Annotated in this window: 11 protein-coding genes; 7 read left to right on the plus strand and 4 right to left on the minus strand. The window is 73.2% G+C overall.

All coding sequences use genetic code 11. The features are described from left to right. Positions 1–48: 48 nt before the first annotated feature. Together xseA and GWJ10_RS01610 are read right to left on the minus strand one after the other, a co-directional pair. The gene (xseA, locus tag GWJ10_RS01605; protein WP_206158314.1) at positions 49–1,359 is read right to left on the minus strand and encodes an exodeoxyribonuclease VII large subunit; all 1,311 of its coding nucleotides are present in this window, start codon (positions 1,357–1,359) and stop codon (positions 49–51) included. 100 nt (positions 1,360–1,459) lie between these two features. Then, positions 1,460–2,866 carry a polysaccharide deacetylase family protein gene (locus GWJ10_RS01610; RefSeq protein ID WP_163184636.1) on the minus strand — a complete coding sequence of 469 codons (1,407 nt, stop codon included), beginning with the start codon at positions 2,864–2,866 and terminating at the stop codon, positions 1,460–1,462. Between the two features lie 248 nt (positions 2,867–3,114). Here GWJ10_RS01610 and GWJ10_RS01615 point away from each other — a divergent pair, with 248 nt between their 5' ends. Then, positions 3,115–4,143, plus strand: coding sequence for a 4-hydroxy-3-methylbut-2-enyl diphosphate reductase (locus GWJ10_RS01615; RefSeq protein ID WP_061267687.1), 1,029 nt, complete (start codon positions 3,115–3,117; stop codon positions 4,141–4,143). A gap of 45 nt (positions 4,144–4,188) precedes the next feature. Here GWJ10_RS01615 and rmuC read toward each other — a convergent pair whose 3' ends face one another. Beyond that, positions 4,189–5,697, minus strand: a complete 1,509-nt coding sequence (rmuC, locus tag GWJ10_RS01620) for a DNA recombination protein RmuC (protein ID WP_081600197.1) — start codon at positions 5,695–5,697, stop codon at positions 4,189–4,191. 120 nt (positions 5,698–5,817) lie between these two features. Here rmuC and GWJ10_RS01625 point away from each other — a divergent pair, with 120 nt between their 5' ends. The 6 genes from GWJ10_RS01625 to GWJ10_RS01650 all read left to right on the plus strand — a co-directional run bounded on the left by GWJ10_RS01625 (position 5,818) and on the right by GWJ10_RS01650 (position 14,387). Beyond that, on the plus strand, positions 5,818–6,696 hold the full coding sequence (locus GWJ10_RS01625; protein WP_081895765.1) for an ABC transporter ATP-binding protein: 879 nt from the start codon (positions 5,818–5,820) through the stop codon (positions 6,694–6,696). Continuing rightward, a complete protein-coding gene (locus GWJ10_RS01630) occupies positions 6,678–8,264 on the plus strand; it encodes a hypothetical protein (protein WP_163184637.1) in 1,587 nt (528 codons plus the stop codon). The genes GWJ10_RS01625 and GWJ10_RS01630 overlap by 19 nt, the downstream gene beginning before the upstream one ends. Before the next feature lie 51 nt (positions 8,265–8,315). Next, positions 8,316–9,401, plus strand: a complete 1,086-nt coding sequence (ychF, locus tag GWJ10_RS01635) for a redox-regulated ATPase YchF (protein ID WP_061267627.1) — start codon at positions 8,316–8,318, stop codon at positions 9,399–9,401. Positions 9,402–9,727: 326 nt separating this feature from the next. After that, on the plus strand, positions 9,728–11,584 hold the full coding sequence (locus GWJ10_RS01640; protein ID WP_061267628.1) for an ABC transporter family substrate-binding protein: 1,857 nt from the start codon (positions 9,728–9,730) through the stop codon (positions 11,582–11,584). A 239-nt stretch (positions 11,585–11,823) separates the two neighbouring features. Further along, a complete protein-coding gene (locus tag GWJ10_RS01645; protein ID WP_061267629.1) occupies positions 11,824–13,353 on the plus strand; it encodes an ABC transporter permease in 1,530 nt (509 codons plus the stop codon). Further along, positions 13,350–14,387 carry an ABC transporter permease gene (locus GWJ10_RS01650; RefSeq protein WP_061267630.1) on the plus strand — a complete coding sequence of 346 codons (1,038 nt, stop codon included), beginning with the start codon at positions 13,350–13,352 and terminating at the stop codon, positions 14,385–14,387. Before GWJ10_RS01645 ends, GWJ10_RS01650 begins: the two co-directional genes overlap by 4 nt. A gap of 65 nt (positions 14,388–14,452) precedes the next feature. Here the strand turns inward: GWJ10_RS01650 and GWJ10_RS01655 are convergent, their stop codons facing one another. Further along, positions 14,453–15,031 (minus strand): PH domain-containing protein, encoded by a 579-nt coding sequence (locus GWJ10_RS01655; protein WP_076405224.1) that lies wholly within the window; start codon positions 15,029–15,031, stop codon positions 14,453–14,455. Positions 15,032–15,053 lie beyond the last annotated feature (22 nt).

Genomic DNA, 15,053 nt, shown 5'->3' on the forward strand with positions numbered 1-15,053 from the left:
TGGCCCGACCGGTCGTCGGGCGGGCGGTCCAGAACCGGCGCGGGCGCGTCACGACGCCTCCCGGCCGGGAGCGGGTCCGTCGTCGTGCGCGCCGGTGACCGCCGCGTCCAGCGCGCCGCGCGCGAGACGCACGCGCACCGCGTCGCCCGTCGCGACGTCGCCGGGGGAGCGGACCACGTGCCCGTCGGCCCGCTGCACGACGGCGTACCCCCGCTCGAGCGTCGAGGCCGGGGACAGGGCGCGCACCTGGGCCTCGAGCCGGCCGACCTCGCCCGCCGCGCGCACGAGCCGCGCGTCGAGCGCCCGGCGTGCGCGGTCCCGCAGGCCGCCGACCCGCTCCTGCCGGTCGGTGAGCATCCGCCCGGGGTCGGCGAGCACGGGCCGGGACCGCAGCGCGTCGAGCCCCGCCTGCTCGCGGGACACGCGCCCCGCGATCGCGCTGCGCAGGCGCTGACGGCTCTGCGCGACGCGGGCGCGCTCCTCCGTCACGTCGGGCACCACGCGCTTGGCCGCCGCCGTCGGGGTCGAGGCGCGGTAGTCCGCGACCAGGTCGAGCAGCGGGCAGTCGGTCTCGTGGCCGATCGCGCTCACGAGCGGCGTGCGGCACGCCGCCGCGACGCGCACCAGCGCCTCGTTCGAGAAGGGCAGGAGGTCCTCGACGGCGCCCCCGCCGCGCGCGACGACGATGACCTCCACCTCCGGGTCGGCGTCGAGCGCGCGGATCGCGTCGCCCACCTGCTGCACCGCGTGCGCGCCCTGGACGGCCACCTCGCGGATCTCGAACCGGACCTGGGGCCAGCGGGCGCGCGCGTTGACCACGACGTCGTGCTCCGCCTTGGACTCGCGCCCGCACACCAGCCCGACGACGGCCGGGAGGAACGGCAGCGGCCGCTTGCGGTCGGCGTCGAACAGGCCCTCCGCCGCGAGCACGCGCTTGAGGTGCTCGATCCGCGCGAGCAGCTCGCCCACGCCGACGGGACGGATCTCGCGCGCCTGGAGCTGGAGCGTGCCGCGCCGCGTCCAGAACACCGGCTTCGCGTGCACGACGACGTGCGCGCCCTCCTCCACCGGCGTGCCCTGGAGCACGCGGGACGCGGCCGACACCGGGAGCGACATGTCGAGGTCCGTGTCGCGCAGCGTGAGGAACGCCGTCGACGTGCCCGGGCGCCGGTTGAGCTGGACCACCTGGCCCTCGACCCAGACCGGCGCCATCCGCTCGACGTACTGCTCGATCTTGCGCGACAGGAGCCGGACCGGCCACGGGTGCTCCGCGCTCGTCTCGAGCGCGCGCGCCGGCAGGGGGCCGCGGGCCGCCGGACCGGCGGGCGCGGCACCCGGACGCGGGGCGTCGTCGGGCAGCGGGAGGGAGGCGGTCACGGGACCAGCCTGCCGCACCCCACCCACGCCCACCCAACGCGCCGCGGGACCGAGCGCCCCGACCAGCGCGCCGGCCGCGCGCTCAGGGCGCGAGCAGGTCGACGGTGACGAGCCGGTAGCCCTGCGCGCGCAGGTCGTCGACGATCCCGGGCACGGCGTCGACGGTCGAGGCGTGGATGTCGTGCATGAGCACCACGCTGCCCGGTCGCGCGCCCTCCACCGCGCGGCGACGCGTCTCCGCGGCGTCGCGCGTCTTCCAGTCGAGCGTGTCGAGGTTCCAGAGCACCACCTGGAGCCCGGAGCGGAGCGCGACCGACCGCACGCGGTCGTCGACGTCCCCGTACGGGGGCCGCAAGAGCGTCGGGGTGACCCCCGCGGCGCTCTCGATCGCGGCCTGGGTGCGCGCGAGCTCGTCACGGACGGCGTCGTCGTCGAGCGTCGTGAGCTGCGGGTGGTCCCAGGTGTGGTTCGCGAGCAGGTGGCCGGCGGCCGCCGTGTCGCGCACGACGTCGGGCCGCTTCTCCACGTTGCTCCCGACGAGGAAGAACGTGGCCGAGACGTGCTTCTCCGCGAGCACCTGCAGGAGCCGCTCGGTGTCGGGCCCGGGCCCGTCGTCGAACGTGAGCGCGACGCACCGCTCGACCGCGCAGTCCACGCCCGTCGCCCGCGCCTGGTCGCGCCGCTGGGCGAGCTGGAGCGCCAGCCGGTCCGACCAGACGGCCTCCGTCGCCGCGAGCACCGCGTCGCGCAGCGCCACGGTCTCGGCGACCCGGGCGCCGCCCGGGCCGGCGTCCAGCGTCGTCGTCGCCTGCGCCAGCAGCCCGTCGAGCGTCGTGCGCGTGCCCTCGTCCGAGACGAGGCCTGCCGACTCCGTGAGGACGGGCCGGCCCTCGGTCGCCGCCGCCTCCAGACCGTCGTACGCCCACTGCCGCTGCGCGGTCGCGACGGGCTCCGCCGCCTCGACGACGGCGGTGGCGGCCTCGTCCAGGGCGTCCGCCGTGGGCTCGGAGCCCGTCACGACCTCGACGTGGACGGCGGGGCGCGAGCCCGGGCGCAGCGGGTTCGGGCGGGACAGGGCGTCCACGGTGCGGTCCTCCTCCGGGTAGGTCACCGGGGTCGTGCGGAGCGCGGTGGCCTCCTGGAGCGTCGCGGCCAGGGGCTCGCGGACCGCCGGGTCGTCCACCTGGCCGTCGCTCGCGGCGAGCAGCGCCGCGCCCGCGACCTCCGTCGCGGTCGTCGGGACGAGCCGCGTGAGGTACGCCGCCTCGGCCCGCGCGCGCCCGTCCGTCGCGTCCTGCGTCACGCGCGCGAGCTCGGCGTCGTAGCGCTCGACCGCGGCGACCCACGCGCGGTGCTCCAGCGTCCCGACGACCACGACCGCCGCCGCGACGACGACGAGCAGCAGCGGGACGAGCCACCACCACACGCGGCGGCGCCGTCGGGGCGCGTCGGGCACGGGTGACGTCGTGCCGCCCGGGTCGTCGCTCATGCCCTCGATCTTGGGGGGCGGCGGGACGGACGTCGACCCGGCGCGCCCGGCGGACGGGTGCGACACGCGTGCCGCACGCCGCGCCTGCGGAGGGTCTGTGTGCTCCTCGCGCGCGGGACGTGACGACGTCGGGGCCGGGCCGTGGGTGAGCGGGCTCACCGGGGTCGGGCGACCGCCGCTCGCCTAGACTCGGGAGCGTGAGCGTCCTCCCCGCCGGCTCGTCCGCGTCCCCGACCGACCGCCCCGTCGTGACCCCTGCCGTCGACGGGACCCGCAAGCGCGTCCTGCTGGCGGCACCGCGCGGCTACTGCGCGGGCGTCGACCGCGCCGTCGTCGCGGTCGAGAAGGCGCTCGAGCACTACGGCGCGCCGGTCTACGTGCGCAAGGAGATCGTGCACAACAAGTTCGTCGTCGAGACGCTCAGCGAGCGCGGCGCGATCTTCGTCGACGAGACCGACGAGGTGCCCGAGGGCGCGCGCGTCGTGTTCTCCGCCCACGGCGTGTCACCCGCCGTGAAGGCGGCCGCGGCCGCGCGCAACCTCGACACGATCGACGCCACGTGCCCGCTCGTGACGAAGGTGCACAAGGAGGCCGTGCGCTTCGCGAAGGACGACTACGACATCCTGCTCATCGGCCACACGGGCCACGAGGAGGTCGAGGGCACCGCGGGGGAGGCCCCCGACCACGTGCAGGTCGTCGACTCGCCCGACCACGTGGACGACGTCGTGGTCCGCGACCCGGACAAGGTCGTGTGGATCTCCCAGACGACGCTCTCCGTCGACGAGACGATGGAGACGGTCCGCAGGCTGCGGGAGAAGTTCCCGACCCTCCAGGACCCGCCGAGCGACGACATCTGCTACGCGACGCAGAACCGCCAGGTCGCGGTGAAGAAGCTCGCTCCCGACGCGGACGTGGTCATCGTCGTCGGCTCGGCGAACTCGTCCAACTCCGTGCGCCTCGTCGAGGTCGCGCTCCAGGCGGGGGCCGGGGCGTCGTACCGCGTCGACCACGCGAAGGAGATCGACCCGGCCTGGCTCGACGGCGCGACGACCGTGGGCGTGACCTCGGGCGCGTCCGTGCCGGAGATCCTCGTGGACGACGTGCTCGCCTACCTCGCGGAGCGCGGGTTCGGCGCGGTCGAGGAGGTCCGCACGGCGACGGAGGACCTCATGTTCTCGCTGCCGCGCGAGCTGCGCGCCGACCTCAAGGGCTCGACGGCCGACGGCGGGCGCCCCACCCGCGGCGGCCGCACCTCGCTCTCCGTCCAGCCCGTCTGACGCCCGCGCCGGAGCCCTCCGCGGCCGTCGGCCCCGGGGGAGCGGTCAGGCGCTCGCCCCGCCGGCCGACGGCTCCCGCCGGGGCTCGTCGCGGTCGTCCGGGCGCTCGTCGATCGCGACCACGGACTCGTTGACGGACGCGAGCAGCTCGGGTGCGCTCACCGCGCTGAGCTGCGGGTTCACCGTCGGGGGCGTCGTCAGCTCGTCGTCGACGACGTGCAGGTCCGCGAACCGGCGCGCGCTGACGAGCACGCGCGTCTCGAGCGAGCCGACCGTCCGGTTGTAGGAGTCCGCGGCGCTCTGGAGCTGGCGCCCGAGCTTCGCCAGGTGCGACCCCATGACCGCGAGCCGCCCGTGGAGCTCCTTGCCGAGCGTGAGGACCTGCTGCGCGTTCGTGGCCAGGGCGTCCTGCCGCCACGCGTACGCGATCGTCCGCAGCATCGCGACCATCGTCATGGGCGTCGCGATGACGACGTTCTTCGACACCGCGTGCTCGAGGAGCGACGGGTCCTGCTCGACGGCGGCCGAGAGGAACGACTCCGCCGGGACGAACATGACGACGAACTCCGGTGCCGGGCCGAACTGGTCCCAGTAGCGCTTGGCGCCGAGGTCGTCGACGTGCTTGCGCATGTGGCGGGCGTGGGCGGCCAGGCGGTCCGCGCGCACGGCCGGGTCGGTGGCGCCCTGCGCGTCGAGGTAGCCGAGGAACGCGACCTTCGCGTCGACCACGACCTGCTTGCCGCCCGCGAGCCGGACGACCATGTCCGGGCGCAGCGCGCCGTCGTCGGTCGCGACCTGGTCCTGCTCGACGAAGTCGACGTGGGGGAGCATGCCCGCCGCCTCGACGACGCGCCGGAGCTGGAGCTCGCCCCACGCGCCCCGCACCTGCGACGAGCGCAGGGCCGTCACGAGCTGCGACGTCTCGGCGCGCAGCAGCTCGGAGGCGTCGCGCACCCCGCGCACCTGCTCCGCGAGGCTCCCGTGCGCGGCGAGGCGGGCCCGCTCGGCCTCGGCGACCTCCGCGCGCACCTTCTCCAGCGCCCCGGCGAGCGGCTCGACCAGGTGGCGCACGGCTTCTTCGCGGCGCGCGAGCTCGGCCGCCCCCTGCTCCTGGCTGCGCCGCATGCGCTCCTCCGCCTGCACGAGGAACTGCTCCGTGCCCGCGGCGAGCACCTTGCGCGAGAGCGCCTCGAACTGGGCCTCGAGCCGCCGGTGGTCGCCCTGGATCTCCGCGACGCGGCGCTCGGCCGCGGCCCGCAGCTCCGCGAGCTGCTGCTCGTGGGTGGCCCGGGCGAGGTCGAGCCGCTCGTCCGCGCTGCGCTGGGCCGCGCCGAGCTGGCGCGCGAAGCCCTCGCGCTCCGCCTCGAGCCGTTCGGCGAGGCCCGCGCCGCGCGCCGCGTCCTGCTGCGCCTGGCCCAGGAGCTGGGTGAGACGGCGGACCTCCGCGCCCGCGGCGTCGGGCGAGGCGCGCCGCACCGCGAGCACGAGCGCGGCGCCGACCACCAGCCCCAGCACGAGTCCGACGGCGAAGAGCAACCATCCCGAGGAGTCCATGGCCGCACCCTCCCACGGGGCACCGACAGCACCGTCGGTCGGCGCGCGGGGCGGGCGCCGTCGCGCAGGTCGTGACAAAAGGCACCGCCCCGCGGCCGAGGGCTCGGCTACCTTGGCGCCATGGTCGATCCCCACCCCGCCCCACCTGTCGCGCCCGCCGGCGCGCCCGTCCCCGGCAGCGTGCCGGGCGTCGCGCCCGACCCCCGGCCCACGGCTCCGCCGGGACAGCCCGCGCCCCCGGACCCCACCGCCGCGCTGTCCCTGCGCGCCCTGTGGAAGCGCTTCGGGGAGAAGATCGCGGTCGCCGGCATCGACCTCGACGTGCCGGCAGGCTCGTTCTACGGGCTCGTGGGCCCCAACGGCGCCGGCAAGACGACGACGCTCTCCATGGCGACGGGCCTCCTGCGGCCCGACGCCGGCTCCGCGCACGTCCACGGGACGGACCTGTGGGCCGACCCGGTCGCGGGCAAGCGCCAGCTCGGCGTCCTGCCCGACGGCGTCCGGCTCTTCGACCGCCTCACCGGCGCCCAGCTCGTGACCTACGCAGGCCTGCTGCGCGGCATGGACCGCGACACGGTGGCGGAGCGCACCACGGAGCTGCTCGCGGCCCTCGACCTCGCGAAGGACGCCAACACGTTCGTCGTCGACTACTCCGCGGGCATGACGAAGAAGATCGCGCTCGCGACCGCGCTCATCCACGCGCCGCGCACGCTCGTGCTCGACGAGCCGTTCGAGGCCGTCGACCCGGTCTCCGCGGCCAACATCCGCGACATCCTCGCCGGCTACGTCGCCAGCGGCGGGACGGTCGTGGTGTCGTCGCACGTCATGGACCTCGTCCAGCGCATGTGCGACCACGTGGCGGTGGTCGCGGGCGGGCACGTCCTCGCGGCCGGCACCGTGGACGCGGTGCGCGGCGACCAGAGCCTCGAGGACCGGTTCGTCGAGCTCGTGGGCGGTCGGCAGAGCACGGAGGGCCTCGCGTGGTTGCGCAGTTCGTAAGGCTCAAGCTCACGCTCATGGGGAACGCGTTCCGCCGGAGCGTGTGGCAGACGATCGGCTTCGTCGTGGGTGTCCTCTACGGGCTGTTCGTCGTCGGGATGCTCGTCGTCGGGATGGTCTTCCTCGGCACCGAGGACGCCGCGCTCGCGGGCTCGATCACGATCCTCGCCGGGGCGCTCGCCGTCCTCGGGTGGTGGGTGATCCCGCTCTTCGCGTTCGGCGTGGACGCGACCCTCGACCCGCAGCGCTTCGTGCTGTTCGGCATCCCGCAGCGTCGGCTGCTCGCCGGCCTCGCCGTCGCGGGCGTCGTCTCGATCCCGGGCATCGTCACGGCCCTGGCGGCGCTCGGCGCGTCGTTCGCGTGGTGGCGCACGCCCCTCGCGGTCCTCGCCGCGCTCGTGGGCGCCGTGGTCGCGGTCGCGCTGTGCGTCGTCGGCTCGCGCGCGACGACGACCGCGCTGGCGCCCCTGCTCGAGTCGCGGCGCTACCGCGAGGTCGTGACGATCGCCGCGTTCGTGCCGCTCGTCCTCATCGGGCCCGCGTTCGCGTGGCTGGGGTCCCAGCTGGGCGGGGGCCCGGTCGACGGCGACGCGGTGCGCGGCATGGTGACGCGCCTCGCCGACGTCGCGGCCTGGACGCCGTTCGGCGCGCCGTGGGGGCTCGGCGCCGCGGTGCACGACGGCGCGTGGGGCCTCGCGCTCGCGCGGCTCGTCGTCGCGCTGGCGACCCTCGCGGTCGCGTGGGTCGTGTGGGACAAGGCGCTCGCGCGCGCCCTCGTCACGCCGCCCACCTCCGGCGGGGGCGGCCGCGCCAAGGGCCTCGGCTTCTTCTCGCGCTTCCCGGCGACGCCCACGGGCGCCGTCGCCGCGCGCACCGCAACCTACTGGCTGCGCGACCCGCGCTACTCCGGGTCGATCGCGGTCGTGCCGCTCATCCCCGTCGTGCTGCTCGTCGTCGGCGGCGGCACCGGCTCGGAGATCTTCCTCGCGCTCGCGCCCTTCACGGCGTGGATCCTCGGCTTCTCCATCTCGGCGGACATCGCCTACGACCACACCGCGTTCGCGCTCCACGTGTCGTCGGGCGTCCCGGGGCGGGCGGACCGCTGGGGCCGGGCGCTCCCGGTGCTCGTCGCCGGCGGGGCCGTGACCCTCCTCTTCGCGCTGGTCTCCGTCGCGGTGGCCGGGCGCTGGGACGCGCTGCCCGCGCTGCTCGGTCTCACCGCGGGCACGCTGCTCACCTCGACGGGCATCTCGAGCGCGACGTCGGCGCGCCTGCTCTACCCGGTGCCCAAGCCGGGCGACAGCCCGTTCAAGCAGCCGCAGGGCGCCGCGATGGCCACCCTCGCCGCCCAGACGGTCGCGATGCTCCTCGTCCTGGCGCTGTCGCTCCCGTTCCTCGTCCCGGGCGTCATCGCGATCGTCGCCGAACTGCCCGTGCTCGGGTGGGTCACCCTCGCGGTGGGCGTGGTCGTGGGTGCCGTCGTGCTCGTGCTCGGCGTGCGGTGGGGTGCCCGCACGTACGACCGCCGGGCGCCCGAGCTGCTCCAGCGCGTGCTGTCGTACGCCTGACGCGGGGGCCGGGACCGCGCGCCGCGGTCCCGGCCCGTAGACTCGGCCGACGTGGCACTCACTATCGGCATCGTCGGCCTGCCCAACGTCGGCAAGTCCACCCTCTTCAACGCCCTGACGCGCAACCAGGTCCTCGCCGCGAACTACCCGTTCGCGACGATCGACCCGAACGTCGGCGTCGTGTCCCTCCCGGACCCGCGCCTCGACAAGCTCGCCGAGATCTTCGGCAGCCAGCGCGTCCTGCCCGCCACGGTGTCGTTCGTCGACATCGCGGGCATCGTCAAGGGCGCGAGCGAGGGGGAGGGGCTCGGCAACAAGTTCCTCGCGAACATCCGCGAGGCCGACGCCATCTGCCAGGTGACGCGCGCGTTCTCCGACCCGGACGTCGTCCGCGTCGAGGGCTCGACGGACGCCGAGGGCGACATCGAGACGATCAGCACCGAGCTGATCCTCGCCGACCTCCAGACGCTCGAGAAGACGGTCCCGCGCCTCGAGAAGGAGGTCCGGATCAAGAAGGGCGACGCCGCCCTCCTCGACGCGGCCCAGAAGGCCCAGGCGGTCCTCGAGGCCGGCACGACCCTCTTCCAGGGCGCGGCCGCCGCGGGCCTCGACCTCGCGGACGTCGCGAGCCTGCAGCTCCTCACGGCGAAGCCGTTCATCTACGTCTTCAACACCGACGACGCGGGCCTCGCCGACGAGGACCTCCAGGCGCGCCTGCGCGCGCTCGTCGCGCCCGCCCAGGCGATCTTCCTCGACGCCAAGTTCGAGTCCGAGCTCGTCGAGCTCGAGCCCGACGAGGCGAAGGAGATGCTCGCGGAGTCGGGCCAGACCGAGGCCGGCCTCGACCAGCTCGCGCGCGTCGGCTTCGACACGCTCGGCCTGCAGACGTACCTCACCGCCGGGCCCAAGGAGGCGCGCGCGTGGACCATCCGCAAGGGGTGGACGGCGCCTCAGGCGGCCGGGGTCATCCACACCGACTTCGAGCGCGGCTTCATCAAGGCCGAGGTCGTCTCCTTCGAGGACCTCGTCGAGACCGGCTCCGTCGCCTCGGCGCGCGCGGCGGGCAAGGCGCGCGTGGAGGGCAAGGACTACGTCATGGCCGACGGCGACGTGGTGGAGTTCCGCTTCAACGTCTGAGACGCAGGTCACAGGCCTGGGCGCCCGCCGCATCGTGAGACGCGGCGGGCGTCCGTGCGTCCGGGGCCGGAGGTTTCGCGCGTGTTTCCCGGCCGTCGCGGCCCGGAAACGCGCCCGTACCGGCCAGTATCAACTCGGTAACGATCACCTGCCGCAACCGGGCAAGGGGGAGATCCTTCGCAACTTGCTGGGTAGCGTGGGCCCAAACCGTGGTGGGCATGCCCGTCCACGCGCGCCGGCCGCAGGGCGAGCGTGCGACGGACGGGGCGGCCGAGGGGCGATCGACGTCCGCTCGTCCGCGCCCACCATCCCTTGGAGGAGGAACATTGAAGATCAGGCGCACGAGTGCCGCCCTCGCCGTGACGGTCACGGGGGCACTGCTCTTCTCGGCGTGCAGCGGCACGTCGGGTGAGGGCGAGACCGACGGCGGCGACGACGCGGGCATCAACACCGCGACCGCCGTCACGGTCGCGTGGGAGGCTCCGCTCAACGAGCTCAACCTGAGCTCCCAGAACGGCAACGCGACGCAGAACGCCGTCATCAACTACATGCTCAACTCGGGCTTCAGCTACTACGACGCCGACCTGAACATCGTCAAGGACGAGTCGTTCGGCACGTACGAGAAGCTCTCGGACGACCCGCTGACGGTGAAGTACACGTTCGGCGACGACACCAAGTGGTCGGACGGCACGCCGGTCGACGCGACGGAGATCCTGCTGGACTGGGCCGGTCAGTCCGGCAAGTTCAACACGGTCGAGGCCCAGACGGACGAAGAGGGCAACGTCACGAACCAGGCCGAGGTGGACGCCGGTGTCTACTTCGACGGCTCGGACCCGGGCGTCGCGCTCATCTCGCAGAACCCCGAGATCTCGGACGACAACAAGTCGATCACCGTCGTGTACGACAAGCCGTTCGGTGACTGGGAGCTCAGCTGGACGAACGAGTTCGTCCCGGCGCACGTCGTGGGCCAGAAGGCGCTCGAGATCGAGGACCCGGAGGAGGCCAAGGCCGCCGTCCGCGACGCGATCCTCAACAACGACACCGCGGCGCTGGCGAAGATCTCGAAGTTCTGGAACGAGGGCTTCGAGTTCACCTCGCTCCCCGAGGACCCGTCGCTCTACGTCTCCAACGGCGCCTACACGCTGGAGGAGTACAAGGAGAACCAGTACCTCACGCTCAAGGCGAACCCGGACTTCAAGGGCAAGAACAAGGGCTCGGTCGAGACCATCACGGTCCGGTACATCGACGACCCGATGGCCCAGGTCCAGGCGCTCGAGAACGGTGAGGTCGACCTGATCGGCCCGCAGGCCTCCGCGGACGTCCGCACGGCGCTCGAGGGCCTCGACGGCGTCGAGACCCACTCGGGCATCGAGGGTACGTACGAGCACGTCGACCTGGTCTTCCAGAACGGTGGTCCGTTCGACCCGAACACCTACGGTGGCGACACCGAGAAGGCCAAGGCCGTGCGCCAGGCGTTCCTGCTGACGATCCCGCGCCAGACGATCGTCGACAACCTCATCAAGCCGCTGAACCCGGACGCCGAGGTGCGCAACTCGAACATCCTGCTCCCGGGCTCGCCGAACTACGACCAGATGGTCGCCGAGAACGGCTCGGACTTCTACCCGCCGGCCGGTGACATCGAGAAGGCGAAGCAGCTGCTCGCGGACGCCGGGGTCGCCACCCCGGTCCAGGTGCGCTTCGCGTACAACAACGAGAACACGCGTCGCGTGAACGAGCTCGCGCTCATCACCGACACCGCGGCGCAGGCCGGCTTCGAGATCGTCGACACGGGCCGCCCGGCCGCCGAGTGGGGCACGCTCCTCGCCACCGGCCAGGACCAGTACGACGCGTCGCTCTTCGGCTGGCAGTCGACCTCGACCGCGGTCACCGAGTCGGACGCCAACTTCCGCTGGGCGCCGAACCCGGGCGTCAACAACTACGGCAAGTACAACAACGCCGCCGTGGACGCCGCGCTCGACAAGCTCCAGGTCTCGACCGACCCGGAGGAGCAGTTCCAGCTCCAGCTCGAGGTCGAGAAGAACCTCTGGGCTGACGGCTTCGGCGTGACGATCTTCCAGTTCCCCGCCATCCAGGGCTGGGACGAGAACCTGAAGGGCGTCGAGTCGATCACGATCAGCCCGACGATCTTCCACGGGTTCTGGAACTGGACGTTCGAGGGCTGAGTGCCCTGAGTCCCCTGACGGGCCCTGCCGCCGCCCCGGCGGTGGCGGGGCACGTCCGGGTGTGAGACCGGGGGTCCCGGCGGTCTGTCCGCCGGGGCCCCCGGTCCTCGCGTGCACCCGCCCCGACGCCCAGACCCGCGGCGTCCCGGGCCCTCGGTTCACGACCACGCGAGACCCGCGCGTAGAATCGACCGGCCCCTGACCCGGGGTCCCTACCGACCAGCGAGGTAAGACCTCCGATGTTCTCCTTCATCTCGCGGCGTGTGCTGGCAGGGTTGGCGACCCTCCTCGTGTCCACGTTCGCGATGTACCTGCTCGTCGACGCCGCGATCCGGCCGTACATCTTCGCGGATCTCGAGTCGAGCACGAAGCCCAACAAGGCCCAGCTGATCGCCCAGCGCACCGCCGACCTCGATCTCGACACCCCGTCGGTGATCCGCTACTTCAAGTGGCTCGGCGACTTCGTCACCGGTGACCTCGGCACGGCCTGGCAGAGTGGCCAGTCCGTCTCGACCCTGCTCCAGGGCGCGGTCATCTCGACGATCCAGCTCGTCGCCGCCGCGACCGTCCTCGCCGTGATCTTCGGCGTCATGGTCGGCATCGTCAGCGCGCTGCGGCAGTACAGCACCTTCGACTACCTGACGATCTTCGTCTCGTTCGTGCTCTACTCCCTCCCGGCCTTCTGGGTCGCCGTCCTGCTCAAGCAGTGGGGCGCGATCGGCTTCAACGACTTCCTCCGCGACCCGAACCTCTCGATCCTCGTGATCGTGGGCATCGGCGCGATCTCCGGCCTGCTGTGGTCCCTCGCCTTCGGCGGGACCGCGCGGCGGCGGCTCACGGTCTTCGGCCTGGGCTTCGCGGCGAGCGCGCTCGCGCTGCTCTACCTGCAGCTCTCGGGCTGGTGGGAGAAGCCGAACCTCGGCCCGGTCATCATCGTCGTCACGGGCGCTGCGCTGGCCTTCGCCATCACCGCGCTCGTCTCGGGCCTGAAGAACCGCCGCGCCCTGTACGCGTCGCTCACCACGGTCCTGATCGGGGTCGTCGTCTACTTCCCGATCCAGTCGGTCCTCAAGCAGGTCGACAACTGGTGGATCGTGCTGGTGCTCGCCGTGGTCACCGTCGGCGTCGGTATCGGGGTCGGGTACGCGTGGGGCGGTCCCGACAAGGGCGTGTCCGCGCGTGCCGCCGCCATCACCGCGTTCCTCGTCGGGTCCATGGTCTTCGTCGACAAGGTGATGTCGGTCTGGCCCGCGTACTTCGGCGCACCGGCGATCAACGGCCGGCCCATCCCGACGATCGGCAACAGCACGCCGAACCTCGGCGGCAACTTCTGGGTGCAGGTCCTCGACCAGTACACCCACCTGCTGCTCCCGACGATCGCGCTCGTGCTCATCCAGTTCGCCGGGTACACCCGCTACTCGCGCGCCAGCATGCTCGAGGTGATGAGCCAGGACTACATCCGCACGGCGCGGGCGAAGGGTCTGCCGGAACGGACCGTCGTCATGCGCCACGGGTTCCGCAACACGCTGATCCCGCTCGCGACGATCGTCCCGATCGACGTCATCACGCTCCTGGGCGGCGCGATCATCACCGAGAAGGTCTTCGCCCGGCCAGGTATGGGCCTGCTCTTCCTCAACGCGCTGCAACGCGGCGAGATCGACCCCGTCATGGCGTACCTCGTCATCGTCGCGGCCCTCGCCATCATCGCCAACATCGTGGCTGACCTCATCTACGCAGCCCTCGACCCGCGGATCCGGGTGAACGCATGACCAACACACCGAACGACGCGTCGCAGAGCGGCGCGGTCGAGAACCAGATCGAGCTGCGCGAGGTCGAGGGCCTGTCCCAGGGCCAGATCGTCCGGCGGCGCTTCTTCCACCACAAGGGCGCCGTGGTCGCGCTCGTCGTGCTCATCGGCATCGTCGCGCTCGCGATCACCTCGATCGGCATCGGCGGCTGGCAGGGCTGGTACGCCTACAAGCCGTCCGGGCAGGGGTCCACGTACCCCCTGGTCAACGGCGGTGCACCGTCCGAGGCGCACATCTTCGGCCAGGACGAGGCGGGTCGCGACGTGTTCGCGCGCGTCATGCAAGGCACGCAGACGTCGCTCCTCGTGGTGCTCTCCGTCGGCGTCATCGCGACGATCGCGGGCGTCCTCGTCGGGGCGCTCTCCGGGTACTACCGCGGTCGTACCGACTCGTGGCTCATGCGGTTCACGGACCTCATCATCACGATGCCGGTCATCGTCATCGGTGCGGTGCTGGCCCTGCTCTCGGGCGGCAGCAACGCGCTCATCCTCGGGGGGTTCCTCGGGCTCGTGCTGTGGCCGCCGCTCGCGCGCCTCGTGCGCGGCGAGTTCCTCTCGCTGCGCGAGCGCGAGTTCGTCGACGCCGCCCGGGTCGCGGGCGCGAGCGACGCGCGGATCATCTTCAAGCACATGCTGCCGAACGCGGTCGGCGTGATCATCGTCAACGTCACGCTGCTCATGAGCTCGGCGATCCTGCTGGAGACCGCGCTGAGCTACCTCGGCGTCGGCATCCAGGCGCCGGCGACCTCGCTCGGCAAGCTCATCAGCGACTACCAGGAGGCGTTCGCGACGCGTCCGTGGCTGTTCTGGTGGCCGGGTCTGTTCATCGTCGCCATCGCGCTGTGCGTCAACTTCATCGGTGACGGCCTGCGCGACGCGTTCGACCCCCGTCAGAAGCGCATCCCCTCCGAGCGCAAGATGGCCCGTGCGAAGCGCGTCGCCCGCCCGACGGCCGCCACGGCGCCGAGCGCGACCGGCGAGGCCGGGGCCAGCTGATGACCGCCGTCGTCGCCGCCCGCCCGGGAGGTCGTGGACCTCTCGGGCGGCGCGGCGCGCCGCGGTCAGACGGTGAGCGCCACGACCGTCCCCACCGCGAGCGCGCCCAGCACGGCGAGCTGCACGACGTGCCAGGTCGAGCGGGCGCCGGGGGCGCCCTGGACCGCCCGGTCGAGGTGGCCGGCCGCCGCGAGCATCGCGTGGCGCTGCGTCACGGCGTCGGCCACGGCCTCGGCGCTCGCGCCGGCGACCACCTGCTCCTGGCCGACGGCGCGCCGTCGCGAGCTGCGCAGCCAGCGGGCCGTGCCGCTCGAGCGGGGCGCGGACCACGCGGTCACGCGTCCGCCGGCGTAGCGCACCTCGAGCGAGTAGCGGGTGTCGACGCCCTCGTACGCCGTCCACGGCACGTGCACGGTGCGCGTGACGTTGCGGACCTCGACCCCGCCGTCGGACACCTCGACGGCGGGACGCCAGAACAGCATCCAGACGAGGTACGTCACGAGCGCGGCGGGGAGCAGAGCCCCCAGGACCGCGACGACGTCCCCCGTCACGGCCGTGACCACGACCAGGGCGACGGCGACGGCGCCCGTCGCCAGCGTGAGGACTCGGCCGTACGTCGAACGGAAGACCAGCGTGGGACCCATGCGCCCATGCTCGCAGAGTCGC

This window comes from Cellulosimicrobium sp. SL-1 (genome assembly GCF_011033075.1).
In the GTDB taxonomy this organism is placed as follows: domain Bacteria; phylum Actinomycetota; class Actinomycetes; order Actinomycetales; family Cellulomonadaceae; genus Cellulosimicrobium; species Cellulosimicrobium funkei.

Bases quoted from the DNA above. Each gene is read 5' to 3' on its own strand.
- GWJ10_RS01655 (WP_076405224.1), bottom strand. From the start codon at position 15,031: ATGGGTCCCACGCTGGTCTTCCGTTCGACGTACGGCCGAGTCCTCACG.
- GWJ10_RS01645 (WP_061267629.1), top strand. From the start codon at position 11,824: ATGTTCTCCTTCATCTCGCGGCGTGTGCTGGCAGGGTTGGCGACCCTC.
- GWJ10_RS01625 (WP_081895765.1), top strand. From the start codon at position 5,818: ATGGTCGATCCCCACCCCGCCCCACCTGTCGCGCCCGCCGGCGCGCCC.
- GWJ10_RS01650 (WP_061267630.1), top strand. From the start codon at position 13,350: ATGACCAACACACCGAACGACGCGTCGCAGAGCGGCGCGGTCGAGAAC.
- GWJ10_RS01610 (WP_163184636.1), bottom strand. From the start codon at position 2,866: ATGAGCGACGACCCGGGCGGCACGACGTCACCCGTGCCCGACGCGCCC.
- rmuC (WP_081600197.1), bottom strand. From the start codon at position 5,697: ATGGACTCCTCGGGATGGTTGCTCTTCGCCGTCGGACTCGTGCTGGGG.